Source organism: Streptomyces zaehneri (assembly GCF_032248645.1).
GTDB lineage: Bacteria > Actinomycetota > Actinomycetes > Streptomycetales > Streptomycetaceae > Streptomyces > Streptomyces coriariae.
In genome coordinates, this window is sequence record NZ_JASTTJ010000006.1 from 33,556 (window position 1) to 55,632 (window position 22,077).

General features: G+C 70.4%; 18 protein-coding genes. 8 read left to right on the forward strand and 10 right to left on the reverse strand.

The features are described 5' to 3' along the window. The first annotated feature begins 58 nt into the window (after positions 1–58). Entirely contained in the window at positions 59–484 is a 426-nt protein-coding gene (locus QQM72_RS12055) for an OsmC family peroxiredoxin (RefSeq protein WP_020125610.1), read from the forward strand. A gap of 100 nt (positions 485–584) precedes the next feature. On the opposite strand, the gene QQM72_RS12060 is transcribed toward QQM72_RS12055, so the two are convergent. The 5 genes from QQM72_RS12060 to QQM72_RS12080 all read right to left on the reverse strand — a co-directional run bounded on the left by QQM72_RS12060 (position 585) and on the right by QQM72_RS12080 (position 5,552). After that, on the reverse strand, positions 585–992 hold the full coding sequence (locus QQM72_RS12060) for a hypothetical protein (protein WP_314220845.1): 408 nt from the start codon (positions 990–992) through the stop codon (positions 585–587). Continuing rightward, complete coding sequence (locus QQM72_RS12065) at positions 989–2,713, reverse strand: right-handed parallel beta-helix repeat-containing protein (protein WP_314220846.1); 1,725 nt, start codon at positions 2,711–2,713, stop codon at positions 989–991. Before QQM72_RS12065 ends, QQM72_RS12060 begins: the two co-directional genes overlap by 4 nt. 141 nt (positions 2,714–2,854) lie before the next feature. Continuing rightward, positions 2,855–3,676, reverse strand: a complete 822-nt coding sequence (locus QQM72_RS12070) for an SAM-dependent methyltransferase (RefSeq protein ID WP_314220847.1) — start codon at positions 3,674–3,676, stop codon at positions 2,855–2,857. 54 nt (positions 3,677–3,730) lie between these two features. Then, positions 3,731–4,594, reverse strand: coding sequence for a helix-turn-helix domain-containing protein (locus QQM72_RS12075; protein ID WP_028806129.1), 864 nt, complete (start codon positions 4,592–4,594; stop codon positions 3,731–3,733). Between the two features lie 109 nt (positions 4,595–4,703). Continuing rightward, complete coding sequence (locus QQM72_RS12080; protein ID WP_314220848.1) at positions 4,704–5,552, reverse strand: helix-turn-helix domain-containing protein; 849 nt, start codon at positions 5,550–5,552, stop codon at positions 4,704–4,706. 29 nt (positions 5,553–5,581) lie between these two features. Between QQM72_RS12080 and QQM72_RS12085 the strand changes: the two genes are divergently transcribed. The 3 genes from QQM72_RS12085 to QQM72_RS12095 all read left to right on the forward strand — a co-directional run bounded on the left by QQM72_RS12085 (position 5,582) and on the right by QQM72_RS12095 (position 7,932). Further along, on the forward strand, positions 5,582–6,652 hold the full coding sequence (locus QQM72_RS12085) for an ADP-ribosylglycohydrolase family protein (protein WP_314220849.1): 1,071 nt from the start codon (positions 5,582–5,584) through the stop codon (positions 6,650–6,652). Positions 6,653–6,736: 84 nt separating this feature from the next. Next, positions 6,737–7,042 carry a 4a-hydroxytetrahydrobiopterin dehydratase gene (locus tag QQM72_RS12090; RefSeq protein ID WP_314220850.1) on the forward strand — a complete coding sequence of 102 codons (306 nt, stop codon included), beginning with the start codon at positions 6,737–6,739 and terminating at the stop codon, positions 7,040–7,042. Between the two features lie 125 nt (positions 7,043–7,167). Further along, positions 7,168–7,932: a class I SAM-dependent methyltransferase gene (locus tag QQM72_RS12095; protein WP_314220851.1), complete on the forward strand. Its 765-nt coding sequence runs from the start codon at positions 7,168–7,170 to the stop codon at positions 7,930–7,932. Here the strand turns inward: QQM72_RS12095 and QQM72_RS12100 are convergent. Together QQM72_RS12100 and QQM72_RS12105 are read right to left on the reverse strand one after the other, a co-directional pair. After that, on the reverse strand, positions 7,880–8,404 hold the full coding sequence (locus tag QQM72_RS12100; protein ID WP_314220852.1) for a hypothetical protein: 525 nt from the start codon (positions 8,402–8,404) through the stop codon (positions 7,880–7,882). The two genes, QQM72_RS12095 and QQM72_RS12100, sit on opposite strands and share 53 nt — an antisense overlap. Next, a complete protein-coding gene (locus tag QQM72_RS12105) occupies positions 8,401–8,862 on the reverse strand; it encodes a hypothetical protein (RefSeq protein WP_314221083.1) in 462 nt (153 codons plus the stop codon). The genes QQM72_RS12100 and QQM72_RS12105 overlap by 4 nt, the downstream gene beginning before the upstream one ends. Before the next feature lie 142 nt (positions 8,863–9,004). On the opposite strand from QQM72_RS12105, the gene QQM72_RS12110 reads away from it, so the two are divergent. Both QQM72_RS12110 and QQM72_RS12115 read left to right on the forward strand, forming a co-directional pair. Next, positions 9,005–9,973, forward strand: a complete 969-nt coding sequence (locus tag QQM72_RS12110) for a helix-turn-helix transcriptional regulator (protein ID WP_314220853.1) — start codon at positions 9,005–9,007, stop codon at positions 9,971–9,973. 39 nt (positions 9,974–10,012) lie between these two features. Further along, positions 10,013–11,944, forward strand: coding sequence for a rhamnogalacturonan lyase (locus tag QQM72_RS12115; RefSeq protein WP_399076906.1), 1,932 nt, complete (start codon positions 10,013–10,015; stop codon positions 11,942–11,944). A 58-nt stretch (positions 11,945–12,002) separates the two neighbouring features. Here QQM72_RS12115 and QQM72_RS12120 read toward each other — a convergent pair whose 3' ends face one another. The 3 genes from QQM72_RS12120 to QQM72_RS12130 all read right to left on the reverse strand — a co-directional run bounded on the left by QQM72_RS12120 (position 12,003) and on the right by QQM72_RS12130 (position 18,310). Continuing rightward, complete coding sequence (locus QQM72_RS12120) at positions 12,003–12,338, reverse strand: hypothetical protein (RefSeq protein ID WP_314220855.1); 336 nt, start codon at positions 12,336–12,338, stop codon at positions 12,003–12,005. 111 nt (positions 12,339–12,449) lie between these two features. Then, positions 12,450–15,119, reverse strand: a complete 2,670-nt coding sequence (locus QQM72_RS12125) for a cellulose binding domain-containing protein (RefSeq protein ID WP_314220856.1) — start codon at positions 15,117–15,119, stop codon at positions 12,450–12,452. 275 nt (positions 15,120–15,394) lie between these two features. Beyond that, positions 15,395–18,310, reverse strand: coding sequence for a glycoside hydrolase family 48 protein (locus tag QQM72_RS12130; RefSeq protein WP_314220857.1), 2,916 nt, complete (start codon positions 18,308–18,310; stop codon positions 15,395–15,397). Between the two features lie 265 nt (positions 18,311–18,575). Between QQM72_RS12130 and QQM72_RS12135 the strand changes: the two genes are divergently transcribed. Together QQM72_RS12135 and QQM72_RS12140 are read left to right on the forward strand one after the other, a co-directional pair. Next, positions 18,576–20,069, forward strand: coding sequence for a cellulase family glycosylhydrolase (locus tag QQM72_RS12135; RefSeq protein ID WP_314220858.1), 1,494 nt, complete (start codon positions 18,576–18,578; stop codon positions 20,067–20,069). 167 nt (positions 20,070–20,236) lie between these two features. Beyond that, positions 20,237–21,979, forward strand: a complete 1,743-nt coding sequence (locus QQM72_RS12140) for a glycoside hydrolase family 6 protein (RefSeq protein WP_314220859.1) — start codon at positions 20,237–20,239, stop codon at positions 21,977–21,979. The last annotated feature ends 98 nt before the right edge of the window (positions 21,980–22,077 follow it).

Below are 22,077 nucleotides of genomic sequence, written 5' to 3' on the forward strand. Positions count from 1 at the left end.
GCATCCGTCACCGGAACCGCCCGCTGTTCTCCACAGTCACAGTTCGAAAGGATTCGTCGTGGCAACCACGCGCTCCGCACACACGGTCTGGGAAGGCAACCTGCTCGAGGGCAACGGGGTCGTGACCTTCGACTCCTCCGGCATCGGTCAGCAGCCGGTGTCGTGGCCCTCGCGCGCCGAGCAGGCGAACGGCAAGACCAGCCCGGAGGAGCTGATCGCCGCCGCCCACTCCAGCTGCTTCTCCATGGCGCTGTCGCACGGCCTGGCTGGCGCCGGTACCCCGCCCACCAAGCTCGTCACCTCCGCGGACGTCACCTTCCAGCCGGGAGAGGGCATCACCGGCATCCACCTGACGGTGGAGGGCACCGTCCCCGGCCTCGACGACGACGCGTTCGCCGCCGCCGCCGAGGACGCCAAGAAGAACTGCCCGGTCAGCCAGGCGCTCACCGGCACGACCATCACCCTGTCGGCCAAGCTCGCCTGAGCCGCCGCGTCGGGTCCGGGGCGCGGGAGCCGTACGAGGCCCCCGCGCCCCGTCGTGCCGTCCGGCCCTTCCTCGCCCTCACCGGGCAGGGTCGCCCGGCTCAGACGAGTCCCGTCAGCCCCCTGATCGCGGACTGCGCCCACTCCTGCGCCCCGACCGCCGTCCCGGCCGCGAGGCCGGTCGCGACGGGTGCCAGGGCTCCCTTGAGCATGGTCACCGAGCGGCGGAGCCTGCCCGGTTCGGGCGCCTGCGGGCCGGTGATCTCGGTGAGGACCTCCTGGGCCGCGGTCTCGGCGTCCGCACGCTCCTGGTCGCCGAGCCCGGCCGCGGGCAGCTGCCGGAGCAGCTCGGTCACCAGCGTCGCGAGCGCCTCGTGTCCCGGGGCGACCGTGTTGTTGAGCTGCTGGTTCTGGGTCGCCGTCTCGTTGTTCCAGGCGAACTGGGAGTTCGAAACACCCCCGTTGAACACCGGACCGTCGTAATGGTGCACCTGCTGCGGGTCGTTCATCGGCCGGCTCCGTCCTGATCGCTTTCGTCGCTCTGACTGGTCTGCTGCTGGGTGACGTTGGTGTTGTTCCACGCCAACTGGGCGCTGTGGACCGCCTCGACGAAGACCGGCCCGTGGTAGTGGTTGACGATGGTCGGCGGCGCGGGCGGCTCCGTGATCTCCGTGACCGGCAGCGACGTGCGGAGTCCGACCAGTTTGACGCGGCCGTTGTGCTGTACGGCCACTGCGGTCGCCCCGGTCACGGCGCAGCCGGCCAGCCGGCCGCCGCAGGCGTCGTCGCAGCGCACTCCGGTGGCCGCGCAGTCCTCGAAGCGGCTGTCGGCGACGTCCAGATACGCGGAGCCCGTGCCGCACAGGCCGTACGACTCCGCGCCCATGACGGTGAGGCTCCGCGCGACGAGCCGCGCCGTGCCGAACGCCAGGGCCCCACCGGTGCTCACGGCGAAGACCTCGCTGTCGTGCACGTGCAGCTGCGCCTCCTCGCCGGCGCCGAACCCCAGCAGCCCGCGCTCCGCAGACACCCTTCTCAGGGTCACCCGGGACTGGCCGACGGCGGCCACGGCGGCCATGTCGAAGTCGAGGATCCTCGCGTCGGCGAGCTCGGCCGTCGTACCGCCGTTGCCCCGCGTCTCCAGGCCGAACGGGCAGCGCTCGACGCGGACCTGCGTGAACTCGGCCTTGCTCTCGTCCCAGACCCGCAGCGCGACGCCGGTCAGGTCGCGCACGTCCACGCGGGTGAAGTGCCCTCTGGCCTTCTCGGTGACGGCGATGCCGACATTGCCCGCCGAGACCCGGCAACCGGTCACCCGCGGGGCGCCGCCGCGGGTCGACAACACCCCGACGTTTCCCGCCCCGGTGATCTCGCAGTCCTCGAACGTGCCACGGCCCGAGTCCTGGACGTGGATGCCGGTGTCGCGGCAGTCGGCGAACACACAGCCGCGCACCGTCGGGTCGGCGCCGCTCGCCACCAGGATCCCGTTCTCGGCGTCCGTGACGCGGGTGCCGCGCACGGAGCCCCGGGACTGCTCGATGAAGGCCAGGCCCGCCAGGTGCGTGGCGACGACCGTGCACCCCTCGACGGTCAGCTCCGCCCGGGTGTCCGCCATGACGGCCGCCTGCCCGGCGCCGGTGACCTCGCACCCGACGAGGTGGGCCCAGGCGTCGCTGACGCGTACGCCGTGGATCCGGCTGCCGTCGAACCGGCTGTCCCGGACCAGCACCCGGGCGTTCTCGATCACCGCGACCGCGTTGTCGGCGGCGTCGGTGAACCGGCACCGCTGGACCTGTCCGGTGGCACCGGCGAACACGGTCCGGCCGTAGCGGAACTCGCTGTCCGTCAGCGTCATGGAGGTGCCCGGCCGGGCGTGCGCGCAGACCCCGTCGTGCGCCCGGACCGCCACCCGGTCGAGGGTGAGGGTCCCCGCCTGGCAGTCGACGACGCCGGCGTCGGCGTCCCGGCCGGCCAGCGCCAGGCCGCGGACCACGACCGACCCCGACACGTCGAGCACGGTGCCCCGGGGAACGCTCACCACCACGGAGCCGGGGTCGCCGAGCGCGGCCAGCTCGATCTCGCCCCGGACGGAAAGCCGTTCCTCGTAGTGGCCGGGAGTGATCTCCACCCTCGCGGCCCGGCCCCGCGCGGTCGCGGCGCGCAGCGCGGACCCGATGTCGGGGTGGGTGCCACGGCCCCCGTGCGGCGCGACCACGTACCTCTTGACCATGCCCGCGTCCCCCGCAGCACCCGTCCGTGACGAATCGTCGACTCCCGGTCACCGATGCTACCGGAGGGGCCGGCGGCGCCGGGGGCGCGGGCGGTGGCCTTCACCCGGCCTCCTCCTCGCCGCGGACGCCCCGGTACCGGCTCAGGGCTTGCGGGCGACCCCCGCGTACACCGGCACGATCCCCTCCGCCTGGACCGCCACGTCCTCTGGCTCCGGACGCCAGCCGGACACCGGGATCACGCCCGGTCCGAGCAGTTCCAGGCCCTCGAAGAAGCGGGCGAACTCCGCCAGGGAACGCGGGTAGAAAGGGGTTCCACTGCGCCGGAAGTTCTCCGCGGCCTTCTCGATGGCCGCGGGGTTCAGGTCCCCGGTCACCTGGGAGAGGATCAGCCAGCTGCCCGGCGCGAGCGCGGCGACGTACTTCTCCAGCAGGCCGTACACGTCGTCACCCGCGGGGTCGTCGCTCAGGTAGTGGGTGAGCGCCACCAGCGACAGCGCGACCGGCCGCGTGAGGTCCAGGGTGTCGGCGGCCCGGTGCAGCAGCGTGTCGAGGTCGCGGACGTCGGCGTGCGCATACCGGGTGGAGCCCTCCGCCGAACCGTGCAGCAGGGCCTCCGCGTGCCGCAGCACGATCGGGTCGTTGTCCGCGTAGACGACCCTGGACTCCGGGGCCACGCCCTGCGCCACCTGGTGCAGGTTGGGCTGGGTGGGGATGCCGGTGCCGATGTCGAGGAACTGGCGTATCCCGGCCTCGGCTGCCGTGCGGACGGCCCGCTGCATGAACCGTCGGTTGGCCCGCGCCCCGCGCAGCACCGTGCCGTCCACGGCGAGGATCCTGCGGGCCAGTTCCTCGTCGACGGGGTAGTTGTCCTTGCCGCCAAGCCACCAGTCGTAGACGCGGGCCGGGTGCGGCCTGCTGGTGTCGATGCGGGCGGGTGCCTGCTCGGCGTCGGATCCGGTCATGCGGGTCTCGCCTCCAGGTGAGTCAGGAGCCAGGGGTCGGAAGTCGGTACGTGCTCAGAGGTTTTCGCGGGCGTCCCGCAGGATCTTCTTGGTGTGCTGCGCGGACGCGGCGTGCGTCGTCATGTGGTCGAGGACCTCCAGGTGCGCGGAGACCTCCTTGCGATCGTCGAGGTACAGCGCGCCGGTCAGGTACTCGGTGACGACCATGTCGGGCAGTTCGGGCTCGGCGAAACGGAACAGCGAGAAGGGCGCCGACGTCCCCGGATGCGGGCCGGCCGCGAACTCGGAGACCTGCAGGGTGACCCGGTCGCGCTCGGCGAACTCCACCAGCCTGTCGAGCTGTTCGGACATCACGGCGGCGTCCACGCTGACCGGACGGCGCAGCACCGTCTCGTCCATCACCACCCACAGATGGGGCGGATCGCCGCTGTCCAGCAGTCGCTGGCGGGCGAGGCGCAGCGACACATGCCGTTCGATCGACTCCGGGGTCGTCTGCCCGACGGTCCCGGCCTCCAGTACGGCGCGCGCGTAGGCCTCCGTCTGGAGCAGCCCGGGCACGAAGTGCGGCTCGTACGAGCGGATCAGCCGGGCCGCGCCCTCCAGGCTCACGTACAGGCTGAACCACTCCGGCAGCACGTCGTGGTAGCGCTGCCACCAGCCGGGCCGGTTCGCCTCCTCGGTGAGCGAGACGAAGGCCTCGGCCTCCTCGTCGCCCACGCCGTAGGCCTCCAGCAGCACCTGTACATAGGGGACCTTCAGGGCGACGTCGGCCGTCTCCATGCGGCGCACGGTCGCCGGGGCCACGCGCAGGGCGCGGGCCGCCTCCTCGCGGCCGAGGCCGGCCGCCTCACGCAACTCCTGGAGCCGCCTGCCCAGTACCACCTGGCCCACCGTGGGTGCGGGCCGTCGTTCACTCACCCCACGTCTCCCCTACGCCTCGAGGCACGCGGGCCAGTGTGCCACGTTCCGGCGTCACTCTCACGGGAACGGAGTCGAACATTCATCTGGACTCCGGTCTGCGCCGTCGTCAGTTGACGATCGATCGCAGGTACTTGACCGTGGCCGGATCCGCCGGGAGGAACGTCTCGACGGCCAGCTCGGCGACCGTCACGTCCATCGGGGTGTTGAAGGTGGCGACGGACGAGATGAAGGAGAGCACCCGCCCCTCGTGCTCGATCAGCATCGGCAACGCGAAGTACTGCACAGGATCGGCGGGTTCCCCCACGGGCCCGGCCGTCGTCGTCGGCCCGTCCTTCGCCACCGGGTACGCGGCGACCTCCTCGTACAACTCCCGCAGCGGGGCCGAGCGGTACAGGGCGATCTGCCGCTCCATCTGCGCCAGCAGGTGACCGCGCCACTCACGCAGGTTACGGATGCGCGGTGCGAGACCCCGCGGGTGGAGGGTGAGACGCATCGCGTTGAGCGGCGGCGCCAGCAACGACTCCGGGACGCCCTCCAGCAGCATCGTGATCCCGCGGTTGGCCGCCACCACGTCGTACCGCGCGTCCATCACCAGCGCCGGATACGGCTCGTAGCCCTGGAGCAGCCGCTCCAGGCCCGCGCGCAGTGCGTCCAGCGCCGGGTCGTCCAGCGGGGTCCGCGGATAGTGCGGGGCGTAACCGGCCGCCAGAAGCAGCGCGTTGCGCTCACGCACCGGCACGTCGAGGTGCTCGGCGAGCCGCAGCACCATCTCCTCGCTGGGCCGGGACCGACCCGTCTCGACGAAGCTGATGTGCCGGGCCGAGGAGCCGGCGCGCAGGGCCAGCTCCAGCTGACTCATCCGCCGCCGCTCCCGCCAGCCCCGCAGCAGCGGGCCGACGCCCCGGCCGACGGGGGCGGCGGAGGCGGCTTGCGTACCGGGCGGGACAATGGTCATAGGCAAGACCGTAGTTGAGGAGCGCTTGGATGAACGACCGGCGGAAGTCTTCCCTGGAGTCGACGGCGGTGTACCGCGCACGGGTACGGGGCTGCCTCCTCGGCGGGGCGCTCGGCGACGCCCTCGGCTACACGGTCGAGTTCTCCTCCCTCGATCAGATCCGCGCGGCCCACGGACCGAGGGGCCTGACCCGGCTCGTGCCCGACGCCGAGGGTGTGGTCGGCCGCGTCAGCGACGACACCCAGATGACCCTGTTCACCGTCGAGGGCCTTCGTGCGGCGGCCAGGAGGGCCCGGCTCAAGGGGATCGGCGGGGCGGAGACCGCCCTGGTGCGCCAGGCGTACGACCGCTGGCTCGAGACCCAGCAGCGGCCGGGGCCGGCCGACGGGGTCACCGGCGGCCTCCTCGCCGAGCGCTGGCTGTACGCCCGCCGCGCCCCCGGCAACGCCTGCCTGTCCGGGCTCGCCCAGAGCCACGTTCCCGACCCGTGGGCCGAGCTGAGCGGTGCGCCCGGGCCGGTCAACCCCGGCTCCAAGGGCTGCGGCACCGTGATGCGCTCGGCGCCGTTCGGTCTGGCCCACCCCTTTGCCGACCTCGCCTTCGGCATGGCCGCCCGCTGCGCCCAGACGACCCACGGCCACCCGACCGGCTACTACGCCGCCGGAGCCCTGGCCGCGATCGTGGCGTACCTGACGCGGGGGGAGTCCGTCGAGGGCGCCACGCTGCGCGCCCTGCGCCTCCTCGGCCGCCACCGCGGCCACGAGGAGACCTCGGCCGCCCTGAACCAGGCCCTCGACCTGGCCGCCGAGGGCGATCCGAGCCCCGAGAAGGTCGAGCGGCTCGGCGCCGGCTGGGTCGCCGAGGAGGCCCTCGCCATCGGGGTCTACGCGGCGCTGGTCACGCACGGGGTGGAGGACGCCCTGCTGCTGTCCGTGAACCACTCCGGCGACAGCGATTCCACGGGGTCGATCTGCGGCAACATCCTCGGCGCGCGGCACGGCGACGCCGGGCTGCCGCACGAGTGGCTGGAACAGGTGGAGGGCCGGGCCGTGATCGCCGCGCTGGCGGACGACCTGGCGGCCGAATGCCTGCGCGACTGAGCCGAGAGCCGCTCCTGTGACCAGGGCCGTCACGGCCTTCCTGTGGCACGCTGGACAGGTACGCGACATCAAGGGAGCCGTGCCATGGCCGTCGAACCGCTGTCGCAGAAGGAGATCGAGGACCGGCTGTCCGAGCTGCCCGGCTGGTCCCTGGACGGCGACCGCCTCACCCGCGCCTACCGGCTCGACTCCCATTTCGCCGCGGCCGCCCTGGTCCTCCATGTCGCGCGGATCCAGGACGAGCTCGGCCACCACTCGGAGCTCACCCTCGGCTACAACACGGTGTCCCTCGCCGTGAACACCCACAGCGCGGGCGGCTCCGTCACCGACCTCGACGTCGAACTCGCCCGCCGGGTGGAGGCCGTGGCCCCCGCGCACGGAGCGCGCTGACCCGCGCCGACCGCGCCGACCCGCGTTGACCCGTGCGACGGACGGGACGATGCGGGCGTGGCGGGCGGCGCGGGACCGTACGAGCAGGGGCGCGGTGGTCGGTGGTCACGGAACGGGGAGCGCGGGTGCTGGACTACGACGAGGAAGCCGAACGCTACGACGCCTGGCGCGGCGGCGAGCCCAGAGCGGCGGCCGCCGCGGAGGGCGTCCTCGGCCTCGTACCGGCCGGCGCGCGCAGCCTGCTGGACGTGGCCTGCGGCACGGGCATCGTCACCCGGCGCCTCGCGGCCGGGCGCCCCGGCCTGCGGGTGACGGGCCTGGACCGGGCGCCGGCCATGGTCGGCCACGCCGCCGCCCGGTTGCCCGGAGCGGTCGTCCTCGCCGACGGCCGCCGACTCCCCTTCCGGGACGGGGAGTTCGACGCCGTGAGCAGCGTGTGGCTGCTGCACCTCGTCGAGGATGCCACGGACGCGCGGCGGATCGTCGCCGAGTGCGCCCGGGTGCTGCGGCCCGGCGGGGTGTACGTCACCACCGTCGACAAGGGCACCTCCCACAACGTGGGCAGCGACATCGATGTCGTGCTGTCCTCGCGCCCGCACCGCCCGGCCTCCGACACCACGGCGCAGGTGGCGTCCTACGCCGTCGAAGCCGGCCTGGTCCCGGCCGGGCAGGCCCGTTTCGCCGGGCGGGGTCAGGGCCGCAGCCCGCGCCGGGCCATCGCGGACCTGCGCCGCGGCTGGTTCGTCACCCTGCCGCCCGGTCACCCCCTGGCCGACGGGTTCGCCGCCCGCCTCGCGGCCCTGCCCGACCAGGACCGGCCCCGCCCGGACCCCGCGTTCACGCTGAGGGCGTTTCGGAAACCGGTTCCCGGTCCGCTTCCGGACGGCTGAAGTCCATGACCCAGTTGGTCAGCCAGGTCACCCCGCCGTCCAGCGAGAAGGCCTGCTCCCAGCGGGCGGACCTGTCGCACACCCCGGACCAGACGAACCGGGCCCGCACGTCCTTGCCGTCGTGCGTGTCGTCGCCGTAGAACTCACCTCGGTCGCGACGGCCGCCGCGGTGTTCGCCGGCGTCGCCGAAGCCGCCGATCATCGGCGGGAACAGCCTGCCGCTCCGGCTGGACGACCAGTTCAGCGACCACCGGCCGCTCACCCGGTCGAAGAGCCTCAGCGTCAGCCCCTTCGCTCCGAGGTGCGGCATGTCGATCTCGTCGATGTTCGCGGCCCCGTCGAACAGCGGCCGGCAGTGGGCCGTGGACGAGAACTCCTCCCAGTCGCTGCCGGGGTCGAGGAACTCGGTGCGCCGACGGTGGCGGACCTCCCACGCGCCGTGGAGGAAGTCGAAGTCGTGCGGGCCGCTCATGCGCGGTCCCCCGTCGTTCCCTCGGGCAGGGAATCGGTCAAGTAGGCGTCGAGGTCGGGGACTTCGGGTGTGCGGCGGTCAAGCACGTGCCGTACCCACGCGTCCCGCTCGTGCAGGATCGGCGGCAGTTCCCAGACGCAGCCGATCCAGGGCCGGTCGGTCGTCACGAAGTGGGCCGGGTCGTCGTCCGGGCAACCGAGCACCGGCTGGCCCGCGGCCGCGCCCCGGAAGTGCAGGACGTTGTCCCACACCCAGCTGTAGACGTTGAGGTAGGCGCCGTCGTCGCCGCCCCGGTGCAGTACGACGAAGGTGGCGGGCGGCGTCCCGTCCGGCGCCGGGAGCAGCTCGGGAAGGATCGCGTAGGCGGCGCTCTCCACCTCGGGCGCGATGCCCGCCGGGTCGGAGGTGACGTGGTAACGCTTGATCCACCGCCCCGCCACCTCGATCGGCGGCGGCACCGTGAGCAGCTTCTCCGCGAAGGGAGGGGTGGGGGAGGGGGATGGGGATGGCGCGGGGGCGAGGGGACGGGAATCGCGGGAAACATGGGAAACGGAGGTCATGGGCAGCACGCTAGGACCGCTTCACTGACACCATGTGTCAGTGAAGTCCAGCCGACTCGTGGCGATCCTGCTGCTGCTCCAGACCCGGGGCCGGATGACCGCCGCCCAGCTCGCGCAGGAGCTGGAGGTGTCGGTGCGTACCGTCTACCGGGATGTGGAGGCACTGGGCGCGGCGGGTGTCCCGCTGTACGGCGACGCCGGGCATGCCGGCGGCTACCGCCTGCTCGACGGCTACCGCACCCGTCTGACGGGACTGACCGCCGACGAGGCGGAGGCCCTCTTCCTGGCCGGTGTCCCCGGTCCCGCCGCCCAGCTGGGCCTCGGTCCGGTCCTGGCCGCCGCGCAGCTGAAGGTCCGCGCCGCGCTGCCGCCGCAACTGCGGGCGCACGCGGACCGGATCAGCGGCCGTTTCCACCTGGACGCTCCCGGCTGGTACCCGGACGCGGGGGCGGACGAGACGCCGTATCTGGCGGCGGTCGCCGACGCGGTATGGAACAGCAGGATCCTGCATACCGTATACCGCCGCTGGCGTGAGCCCACCGATGTCGAGCGCCGGCTCGAGCCCTACGGCCTGGTCCTGAAGGCGGGACGCTGGTACGTCGTCGCCGGCCCGGGACCGCGCACCTTCCGCGTCGACCAGATCCTCGAACTCACCGTCTCCGAAGAGGTGTTCACCCGTCCGGACGGCTTCGACCTGGCCGCCCACTGGACGGCGTACCAGCAGGGCTTCCACGAGCGGTTGTACCGGGACGGGGCGGAGGCGGTGGTGCGACTGGCCCCGGGCGTGGCCCTCGCCCGTGCGGCGCGGCTCGACGCACCCGCCGGGGCGGACGGCTGGACGGTGGCCAGGGTCCCGATCGAGTCCGTCGAGCACGCCCACGACGAATTCCTGCGGCTGGGCGCGGACATCGAGGTGCTCCAGCCGACGGAACTACGTGAGCGGATCGCCCGGACGGTGGCAGAACTGGCCGCGATGTACGGCAACTCGCCTGTGGACGGCGGCAACTGAGAGACGGAACCCATCCGTCCCTCCCTGGAGGTACGTCTCGTGCAGCACCCGCATCCGCACCCGTCTTCCTCTCCGCACCCGGAGCCCCGTCCGCCCGTGGATCCCCCTGTGCGCAGGCGCCGCAGACGAAGGGTCGTCCTGTCCGCACTGGTCCCCACCACGGCCCTGGTCGGCGCCGGACTGACCACACTCGGCGCCGGCACGGCCGAGGCCGCCACGGCCCGCCAGGTGGAGGCACTCGACCGGGGCGTCGTCAGCGTGCACACCGACAGCGGCAACCTGGTCAGCTGGCGCTGGCTCGGCACCGACCCCGACAGCGTCTCCTTCAACGTCTACCGGGCCGGCGCCAAGGTCAACTCGACCCCGGTCACCGGCTCCACGAACTACTTCCACTCCGGCGCCCCGTCGCAGGCCGACTACACGGTCCGCGCGATCGTGAACGGCGTCGAACAGGCCGACTCCGTCCACGCGATCCAGTTCCGCACCGGCTACAAGGACGTCCCCATCACCCCGCCGGCCGGCGGCACGACCCCCGACGGCGTCGCCTACACCTACGAGGCCAACGACGCGTCCATCGGCGACCTGGACGGCGACGGCGCCCTGGACATCGTCCTGAAGTGGCAGCCGACCAACGCGAAGGACAACTCCCAGTCGGGCTACACCGGCAACACGATCGTCGACGGCGTCAAGCTCGACGGCACCCGCCTGTGGCGCGTCGACCTCGGCCGCAACATCCGTTCCGGCGCGCACTACACACAGTTCCAGGTGTACGACTACGACGGCGACGGCAAGGCCGAGATCGCCATGAAGACCGCCGACGCGACGGTGGACGGCACGGGCGTGGTGATCGGCAGTTCCTCCGCCGACTACCGCAACTCCAGCGGCTATGTGCTGTCCGGTCCCGAGTACCTGACCATGTTCAACGGCCAGACCGGCAGGGCGATGAGTTCCGTCGACTACGTCCCGGCCCGCGGCACGGTCTCGTCCTGGGGCGACTCGTACGGCAACCGCGTCGACCGCTTTCTCGCGGGAACCGCTTACCTGGACGGTTCCCGCCCCTCGCTGATCATGGCACGCGGTTACTACACGCGTACCGTGATCGCCGCCTGGGACTGGCGGAACGGCGCCTTCACCCGTCGCTGGACCTTCGACAGCAGTTCCTCCACCAACACCGGCAAGGGCTACGACGGCCAGGGCTCGCACAGCCTCTCCGTCGGGGACGTCGACGGCGACGGCAAGGACGAGATCGTCTACGGCGCGATGGCGGTCGACGACAACGGAAACGGTCTGTGGACCACGAAGACGGGCCACGGCGACGCCCAGCACCTCGGCGACCTCGACCCCTCGCACGCCGGCCTCGAGTACTTCAAGGTCTCGGAGTCGACCGGCCAGCCCGCCGAGCTGTACATCAACCCGGCGAACGGCACCGTCGACTGGAAGCTGGCCGCCTGCTGCGACAACGGCCGCGGAGTCGCCGGTGACATCTGGGCGGGCAACGACGGTGCCGAGGTCTGGTCGGCCTCCGACACCTCGATCCGTGACGAGGCGGGCGCGACCAAGGGCCGGGAACCGTCCTCCGTGAACTTCCTCTCCTGGTGGGACGCCGACCCCGTCCGCGAACTCCTCGACGGCACCCACATCGACAAGTACGGCACGTCCTCGGACACCCGCCTGCTGACCGGCTCGGGCGTCCACTCCAACAACAGCACCAAGGCGACCCCGTCGCTGTCCGGCGACATCCTCGGCGACTGGCGCGAGGAGGTCGTCTGGCCGACCAGCGACAACACGGCCCTGCGTATCTACTCGACGCCGTACGAGACGACGACACGCATCACGACCCTGCTCCACGACACGATGTACCGCACCGGCCTGGCCTGGCAGAACACCGCCTACAACCAACCCCCGCACCCGAGCTACTTCCTCGGCGACGGGATGGCGACCGCACCCAGGCCGGCTGTGTACAACCCCTGATCCGAACGCGAGGAGGCCCCGCCCTGGTGGGCGGGGCCTCCTCGCGTTCGTGGGCCGGTCAGTTCAGGGCCGTGTGCACTGCCCCGTGGAACTGCATGGCGGGCCATCCACGAGAGGTGAGCAGCTCGTTGATGGCGTTGGCGACGTCCAGCGGCGTAACGTTCTGCGCCGTCGGCGAGGACATCACGTCGATGGTGAAGGTCACGGTGACGGTCCCCTCTTCGGGGCCCGGCGGGGTGACACCACGGAACGGCGTGTCGGTGATCCACGCCGGGGACGACTCGGAGGTCTGTTCGGCGGCTCGGGTCTCCTCCGCCTGGACCGAACCGGCGGAAGCGAGGACCGTGCCTGCCGCCGCCGAGCCCGAACAGCCCAGCAGGGCACGTCTGGACACTCCCATGTCTCCCCCAACTCTCCTGCCTCCCGGGCGGAGGCAGGATCGATCGTATGAGCGAGAACCCGGGCCGTGGTGCTGAACGAGATCATCCGGTTGACGTCCGCCGGCTCACACCACCGCGCAGCTCTGATCCCCCAGCTTGAACGCGGTCGGCTTCGTGTTCGATCCCGACCAACTGCCCGTGAAGCCGAAGCCGACGGACGAGCCCGCAGCCACGTTGGCGTTCCAGCCGACGTTCCTCGCCGTCACCGTCGAACCCGACTGCGTGTAGTCGGCGTTCCACAGTTGTGAGACGGTCTGGCCGTTGGGGAAAGCCCAGTCGAGGCTCCAGCCGGACCAGGCGCTCGTGCCCGTGTTGGCGAGCTTGACATCCGCCTGGAAGCCCCCCGACCACTGGTTGGTGATGGTGTACGTCACCGCGCAGGCGCCGGTCGGTGGGGGGTCGGTGGGATCTGTCGGGTCCGTGGGATCCGTACCCCCGCCGGTGTCGGAGGTGTCGCCGTAGACGACACCCCGGCCGTTGGTCGAGACGTAGACCCGCCCGTACACCCTCGGGTCACCCGTGATCGCCCCGCCCGTCCAGCCCCACTGGTGGGCGTCGTCGTTGACGCGGGTCCAGGTCACGCCCTTGTCCGTCGAGCGGAAGATGCCACGCACTCCGGCGATCTTCGCGCTGGTGTAGAGGGTCTGGTACGACGCGCCCGTCGCCGCCTTGCCGAACCCGATCGTGTCGGCCTGCTCGACACCCGGCAGCTTGGTGAAGGTCGCGCCGGAGTCCGTGGAGTGCCACAGCCCGTACGCTCCGTCGCTCGCCCCGCCCGCCAGCCAGACATCGCCCTTCGTACCCGGCAGCGCCTTGAACCGCACGCTGTCCCCACTGGGCAGACCGGTCGCCGCGGACCCGGTGAAGGTCGCTCCGCCGTCCGAACTCACGTAGAACTTGCCCGATTTGAATCCGTAGAAGGTCTTGGGGTCGACCCGGTCGGACTCCACGATCGCGTCGGCCGGGATCCCGCTCGACGCCTGCCACGAAGTGCCGAAACCGGCGGTGTACTGCACACCTGCGCCCGCCGGACTCCAGACGAAGCGGCTGCCGTCCGCCGCCGCGGCGACCGTTCCGCCACCGCTGACCCCCGAAGGGTCCGTCCCCGCGAACCAGTTGGCGCCGTTGTCCGTCGAGAACGCCACGTGCGGACCCGAGTCCAGGTTACCGACGCGCACCACGGTGTTCGGGTTCGTCTCGGCGTAGTCCAGGCTCGTCGTGGACGTGAAGTTCGGGGAGGTGAACATCATCGACGGCACCTTCGTCAGGTCCGTGTGGCGGAAGCCGCCGATGTCGCCCAGCGCGCTGAGCAGCGGAGCGCCGGACGGCGGCGAGGCGATGTCCAGGACCGCCGTCTCCTCCAGCCCCTGCACCATCGGCCTGATGGTGAACTGGCCCCCGCTGTCCCAGTTGGCCAGGTTCTCCGTGCCGTAGACCGTCGCCCCCGTGCCGTACATCATGCGGTTGGAGTTGAACGGGTCGATCTCCAGCGCCTCGGTCATCCAGCCTAGTTTGGGCGTCTGCTCCGGCGGCGACGGGTTGGCGCCCCAGGTCAGCCACGGCGACGACGAGACATCCATCGTGTACCGGTTCGCACGGTTGGGATACGACGTGTAGTCCCACGCCTTCGTCCAGGTGCCACCGCTGTCCGTAGAGCGGAAGATCTGGGTGTCCGGCCACCAGGAACTGTAGGCGGTGGCCATGACGGTGCCGGGCTTCTGCCGGTCGATCGTCAGCCCGCTGAAGCCGTAGTACGTGTCGGCCTCGGCCACCGGACTGATGTCCGTCCAGGTCCCGGTCGCCGTCGCGTATCTCCACAGCCGGCCCTTGCCGCCGTCGTACGGCCCGCCCTTGTCGCTGTATGCGATATACAGATAGCCGTTGACGGTATCCAGTACACCCTTGTGTGCCAGGTATCCCGTCGGCTGTCCGGCCAGTCGTGTCCAGGTCGCGCCCGCGTCCGTCGACCGGTACACGGCGTTGTCCTTGTCCGCCACGCCGACGTAGATCGTCTTCGTCGCGGTGCCGGACGTCCCCGTGGACTCGTCGAAGGTGACCCAGACGATGCCCTGGTTGTCGGAGGCGTACCCGCTGGTGTCGGTCGGATCCTGCTGGTAGTTGCCGACATTGGGGAAGTTCGTCACCTGCGACCAGGTGACTCCCGAGTCCGTCGACCGCCACAGGCCCTTACCGCTCGGCGCGCCCAGATACAGCACGCTGTTCTTGTTCGGGTCGACCGCCAGGCGCTCGCCCATGCCGCGGCCGGGCATGTTGCCGCCCAGCTTGTAGGGCAGGTCCGTCTTCTGCCAGCTCGCGCCCCGGTCGGCGGAGCGCAGCACGGCCCCGTTGCCCGGATCCCAGCTGTTGGTGTAGGTGCCGACCGCCGCGTACACCTTGTCGGGGTCGACGGAGTCGGAGGCCAGGCTCACCACGCCCGTGTGTCCCCAGTCCGCCCAGCCGACCGAGTCCAGCAGCGGCGTCCAGGTCTTGCCCGACTCCTGCCAGCGGTACGCGCCGCCGATGTCGGTGCGGGCGTAGGCGAGGTTCTTCTCCTTGCGGTTGAAGACGATGCCGGGCACGAAGCCGCCGCCGTCGATCGGGGCGTTCTTCCACGTGTACGACTCTGCGGCCAGTGTCGTCTGCGGGCTGCCGTCCGCGGCCAGTACGGGCGGACTGCCCGCGATCAGGCCGGCGGCGAGCGCCGACACGGCCATCAGGATGCCGGTTCTTCGCACGGTGGGGTCCTTCCTCGCGAAGCCATGTGTGCGGGGGATGGGGGACGTGCGACTGCCGGGCGGCCCCCTGTGCGGTGGGAGGCCGCCCGGCCTGGGCCCCGCCGTCAGGTGGCGGGGCCACGTACGCGAAACCTCGAGCGACCGCGCCGACGGGCGGTGCCACCCCGCGCCCCTTGGCCCCGAAGGGGCGACCAGGGGGCGCGGAGAGCCGCGTGACCGGCCACATCCGGCCCGCGGACGAACACCGTCCGACCCGCGGCGCGCTCAGCGGGGGACTATTCGAGAAGCTCCGCGTACGAGCCCATGGCCAGGGCGATGTCCGCCTGGGCCCAGAAGCGGTGGTACGTGAACACGGGCGCGGCTCCGCCCGCGAGATAGCTCTCGATCTTCGACCAGGCAGGGTCGTTCTTGTAGAAGGACCGCAGCGAGGCGAAGGTCGAGGAGGAGTTGATCGCGTCGCCGTTGGGCATCTTGCCGCTGAAGGTGCTCGGGACGTACACGCCGTCGTCGAAGCGGTTGTAGTCGGCGCGGGTCTCCGGCACCGCGACGCCGAGGGCGTCCTGGTTGTTGGCCCACATACCGTCCAGGAGGGCCTTCGCGGTCGTCTTCGCCTCCGTGTCACCGGACTTGGCGGCGTAGTACGTCAGGGTCTTGGCGTACGCGGCGGCCACGCCGACGTCGTTGGTGTAGTCGGCGACGGTGACGTGAAGTCCCGTGTTGGCGCCGGGACTTGACGCGTTCCAGGTGTCGGGCTGGCCCGACCACTGGAGCGTGGAGGGGATCAGGAAGCTGCCGTCCGGGTTGATCGTGGTCTTGGACAGCGCCCAGTCGACCCACTTGTCGAGGACCGCCTTGGCGCTCGCGTTCCCCGTCTGCTGGTAGTACTCGGCGACCCGCTCCATGGACCACGCCTGGAAGCCGAACCACTGGTTGGACGGCGGGTCGTGGTACACGGGCTGCTGGTCGTAGTACATGCCGTAGAAGGTCGACGTGCCGGTCGGGGGAGCCGCGTAGCGGCCCGCCCAGCTGTTCGTCGCCCCGCCCGCGATGGCGCCTTCGCTGGACTGCAGCCAGCGGTAGAACTCCAGCTGCCGGGACAACGACTTCGCCCAGTCCGCCTGGCCCGTGGCCGACTTGGGCTTCAGGTCGGCGTAACTGCTCAGCGCGTAGGCGGCCAGCGGGTTCTGGTAGCCGCCGTGGGTGTGACTGGACCCGATGCGCCAGGCCCAGCCGGCGCTGGTGTCCGTGGCGCCGCCCCAGGCGTAGTACCAGGACATCAGGTAGTGCGAGGCGTCCTTGCCGGTGCCGGCCGCGCAGGCGGTCGGTCCGACGCAGTTGCCGATCTTCTTGAAGTACTTGTCGTACATCGAGTAGCGCAGGTAGTCGCCCATCTTCGCGGCCTTGCCGACGGTCGCGGAGACGTCACTGCCCTTGCCCTGCGCCCCGGCCCAGACGTCCGCCCAGTACGCGGCCTGCACGGCCCGCGCGTCGGCGTCGGGGGCGTTGGTGAACTTCCACTGCTTGGCGTACGAGGCGTCGCCGGTGAACAGGTCCAGATACCCGTTCGTGCCGCCGTACTTGAAGGCGTCACAGGTCGGCTGCGGCACCGTCTCCCACACCGACTCCTGCGAGCCGCGCTGGAAGGTGTTGATGTACGACGGTCCGGTGTCGGTCGGGCCGGCCTCGCACTTACCGGGCGCGTTGCCGTAGCCGTAGGTGTTGTCGACGTCCTGAAGCCAGTGCATACCGTAGACGTCGTCCGTACCGTATGCGGTCTTCAGCTCGCCGGCTATGGGATCCGATCCCACGGACACACCGGTGTCCAGCTTCGCCGGATACTCGTTCGGAGTGTCCAGCTCGGGCGCGTACGTCGCCGGCTTGGAGGCGTTGTAGAACGAGTTGGTCGGCTGGTCGGCGTGGGTGGGGATCATGTACTTCTCCATGATGTCCCAGGCGCCGTTGAACTTGGTCCAGTCGCCGGTGATCTTCCCGTACATCGCCTGCAGCCAGAGAAGGTAGCTGTAGGCCTCGGAGGTGGTCTCGTGCCCCTGGTCCGGGGCCTCGACGATCAGTGTCTCGACCGAGTGGTACGGGATGCCCTCGGGGGAGAAGTAACCGTTTGCCGGGTTGGTGATCTTGCCGTAGAGGTCGAGGAACCGGGCGTCGTACGCCTTGGTGCCGGCGATCTCGGTGGCCGTGACCGAGGCCTTCGCGTGCCCGGTGGCCGTCGACTCGAAGGTCGCGGCGCCCGTGCCCGAGGCGTTGGCCGTGATGGTCACGTTCTGGGCGGCGTTCCAGTTGGACGGCGTGAAGGTCAGGCTCGCGCCGCCCGTCACCGTCAGGCCCGTGTTGCCGGTGGTGCGAGCGGTCGTGACGGTCACGTTGGCCGACGGCTGGGTCGACAGCTTCAGCGAGTAGGTGCCCGTCTTGCCCTGTTGTACGGCGAGTTGATTGGTCGAGGCGACCACGGCCGGCCCCGAGGCGACCGTGATGCCGACCGGCGTCGACGACGCCGAAGCGCCCAGGCTGTCGTACGCCTTGGCGACCAGGGAATGGCTGCCCACGGACAACCCGGAGGCGGACAGGGTGTACGGCGAGCTGGTGTCCGTGCCCAGCAGGGTCGTGTCGTCGTAGAACTCGATCTTGCTGATGGTCGCACTGTCGGCGGCCGCGGCGGTCGCCGCGAGCGGCACCGCGTCCCCCTGCGTGTAGACCGCGCCGGCGGTCGGGCTGGTCAGCACGGTGACCGGCGGCTGGTGCGCGCCGGCGCACGTGGTGCCGTTGACCGCGAAGCTCGCGGGAGCGGCGTTCGTCCCGCTGTAGGTGAACTGCCCACCCGTGCTGACGGCGGCTCCGGCGGCGATCGTCCCGTTGTAGGAGGCGTTGTTCACCGTGATCTGCTGACCGGACTGCGACCAGCTGCCGTTCCATCCGTTCGTCAGCTTCTGGTTGCCCGCGTAGGAGTACGTCAGGGCCCAGCCGCTGATCGGGTCGGTGCCCCGGTTGGTGAGGGTGAGGTCCGCGGTGAAGCCGGAACCCCAGTCGTTGGTCTTGTAGTCCACGCTGCACTGAAGTGCCGCCGCCTGGGCGGGAGTCGTGCTCGTGCTCAGCATGGCGAGGGGAAGCGCGAGGGCCGCCAGCGCGGCGGTCCACAGGCGCCGCGCCCCGCGGCGTCTGCGTGAGGGATCCATGGTGCTGGTTCCTCCTTGCGGCTCGGAGAAGTGGGGGAGGAGCAACAAGCCTTGAACCAGTGGGAGCGCTCCCATAGTGGGGATGGGGGTGGGAGCGGTCAAGATGCTTGAAGAGTCGAAAAGATTCGACGAGGGACGTTGAGGGAAAGTCAGTGACGCCTCTGTTCTTTGCCGACACTTGGCGCTAGCTTCGAGACACCAGTGGGAGCGGTTCCATCAGTCGACGCGTCTGTTCACGACGCGCCTGAGCTGCAAGGAGTCGCTCATGCGACACCCCCCGCGTTCAGTACTTTTAGCCGTGGCCGGCGCGGTCGCCCTCGTTGCGGGCGCCCTGTTGCCGGTCGTCACGGCGCAGGGAGCCGTGCCCGCGTGCACGGTCGAATACTCGGTCACCGGCCAGTGGGACACCGGCTTCCAGGGCGCCGTGAGGATCACCAACAATGCGGCAGCCCTGAGCGGTTGGAACCTCACCTTCGACTACGCGGACGGCCAGAAGGTCACCGAGGGCTGGAGCGCCAGGTGGTCCCAGTCCGGCACCACCGTCACCGCCGCGAACGAGAGCTGGAACGGCTCCCTGGGCACCGGCGCAAGCGTCAGCGCGGGCTTCATCGCCTCCACCTCGAAGACGAACGCGGCACCGACGACGTTCAAGCTCAACGGCACGACCTGCAATGCCGACTCCGACCCGACCCCCACGCCCACCCCCACCACACCACCCACGACGGATCCGCCGGACGCCGGTGACGAGCCCCCCGCACTGCACGTTTCTGGAAACAAGCTCGTGGACGCCGGCGGAAACACCCGCCGTCTGCTCGGCGTGAACCGTTCCGGCGGCGAGTTCATGTGCGTACAGGGGCGCGGCATCTGGGACGGACCGGTCGACGACACCTCTGTCGAGGCGATCGCCGACTGGAACGTCGACACGGTGCGCATCCCGCTCAACGAGGAGTGCTGGCTGGGCCTTTCGAACATCAACTCCGCGTACGGCGGCACCAACTACGTCAACGCCGTCAAGGAGCTGGTGACCCGCGTCGAGGCGCACGGCATGACGCCGATCGTCGAACTGCACTGGAACTACGGTCAGTACACGGGTAATTCGGCCGGCTGCTCGGATGTGCACGCCAGCTGCCAGAAGCCGATGCCCGACATGCAGTACACCCCGTCGTTCTGGACCTCGGTGGCCAACACCTTCAAGAACGACCAGGCCGTCGTGTTCGACCTGTTCAACGAGCCCTACCCGGACCGTGCCACCTCCACGACCGCCCAGGCGTGGCAGTGCTGGCGGGACGGCGGCACCTGTCCCGGCATCGGGTACGAGGTCGCCGGTATGCAGGATCTCGTCGACTCCATACGGGCGACCGGAGCCAGGAACGTGATCCTGGCCGGCGGGCTCGCGTACTCCAACGACCTGAGTCAGTGGCTGACGTACAAGCCCACCGACCCGACCGGCAATCTCGCCGCCGCATACCACGTCTACAACTTCAACACCTGCGCGAACGAGAGCTGCTGGAACTCCACCCTCGCCCCCGTCTCGGCCCAAGTGCCGCTCGTGGCAGGTGAGATCGGGGAGAACACCTGCTCGCACGGTTTCGTCGATCAGGTCATGAAGTGGTTCGACGACCGTGGCCTGTCGTACCTGGGCTGGACCTGGAACACCTGGGACTGCTCCACCGGTCCGTCCCTGATCTCCGGCTACGACGGGACGCCCACGGCGTACGGGGCCGGCCTGCGCGACCATCTGCGCGCACTCGACGGATAGGCGCCACCAAACCGATCGGCAGACCGATCAGCCGGACCGATCGGCTCTGGCCGGTCGTCCGGGTCGATCAAGCCGGGCCGAAACCGGTCTGTTCGAAAACGATCGACGGCCGATCGGAACCACCGAAGAAACGGACACCACCCGCAACCGAGAAGGAACCCGCACTCATGAGCCGTAGCAGAACAGCGGTACTCGCCGCGCTGGCGCTGGTCGCCGGCGCATCCGGGACGGCGCTCGCCGTCGTCCCCGGCGATCCGGGCATCGCCGCCATCCCGTGCAGCGTCGACTACAAAGTGCAGAACGACTGGGGCAGCGGCTTCACCGCCGCCGTCACCGTCACCAACAACTCTGCCGCGAAGTCGAGTTGGTCGGTGAAGTGGGCGTACGCCGGCACCCAGAAGGTCACCAACGGGTGGAACGCGAAGATCACCCAAGCCGGTACGGCGGTCACCGCCAACAACGAGACCTACAACGGGACGCTGGCGACCGGCGGTTCGGTCAGCTTCGGATTCCAGGGCACATACAGCGGCACCAACGCGATCCCGACCACGTTCACCCTCGACGGCGTGACCTGCAACGTCGACAACGGTACCGGGACCCCGACCGACCCCGGGACCCCGACCGACCCCGGCACCCCGACGGACCCCGGCACCCCGTCCACCAAGGTCGACAACCCCTACGTCGGCGCCAAGGTGTACGTGAACCCCGAATGGTCGGCGAAGGCCGCCGCGGAGACGGGCGGCAGCCGCATCTCCAACCAGCCGACCGGCGTCTGGCTCGACCGTATCGCCGCCATCAACGGAGTGAACGGCGGCATGGGTCTGCGCGCCCACCTCGACGCGGCCCTCGCCCAGAAGGGCAGCGGTGAGGAAGTCGTCCAGCTGGTCGTCTACGACCTTCCCGGACGTGACTGCGCCGCCCTCGCCTCCAACGGCGAACTCGGCCCGACGGAGATCGACAAGTACAAGACGCAGTTCATCGACCCGATCGCGACGATCCTCGCCGACAGCAAGTACGCCGGCCTGCGGATCGTCACCACCATCGAGATCGACTCGCTGCCCAACCTGGTCACCAACACCGGCAGCCGGCCCACCGCCACCGCGGCCTGCGACACCATGAAGGCCAACGGCAACTACGTGAAGGGCGTCGGCTACGCGCTGAACAAGCTCGGCGCGATACCCAACGTCTACAACTACATCGACGCCGGTCACCACGGCTGGCTCGGCTGGGACGACAACTTCGCCCCTTCCGCCCAGCTCTTCTACCAGGCGGCCACCGCCGAGGGCGCGACCGTCGACGACGTACACGGCTTCATCACCAACACGGCGAACTACAGCGCCCTGAAGGAGAACAACTTCACCATCAACGACTCCGTGGCCGGCAAGTCGGTCCGCGAGTCCAAGTGGGTGGACTGGAACCGGTACGTCGACGAGCAGTCGTACGCCCAGGCCTTCCGCAACCAGCTGGTGACCACCGGCTTCAAGTCGGACATCGGCATGCTGATCGACACCTCCCGCAACGGCTGGGGCGGCACCGCCCGGCCCACCGGCCCGGGTGCCACGACCAGCGTGGACACCTACGTCGACGGCGGCCGCTACGACCGCCGCTTCAACACCGGCAACTGGTGCAACCAGTCCGGCGCCGGCCTCGGTGAGCGTCCCAAGGCGGCTCCGGCCGCCGGGATCGACGCGTACGTGTGGATTAAGCCGCCGGGGGAGTCCGACGGTGCCAGCTCCGCCATCGCGAACGACGAGGGCAAGGGCTTCGACCGGATGTGCGACCCGACGTACACGGGCAACCCCCGCAACAACAACAACATGTCGGGCGCGCTGCCGAACGCGCCGCTGTCCGGACACTGGTTCTCGGCCCAGTTCCAGCAGCTGATGCAGAACGCGTACCCGCCGCTGTAGGCCGGTGGCCGATACGCGAGTCGCTCCGCACGTCAGCGAGGTGAGACGACGGCGCGGTGAGACGACGGTGAAGTGAGACGACGGTGATCCGTCGGGGT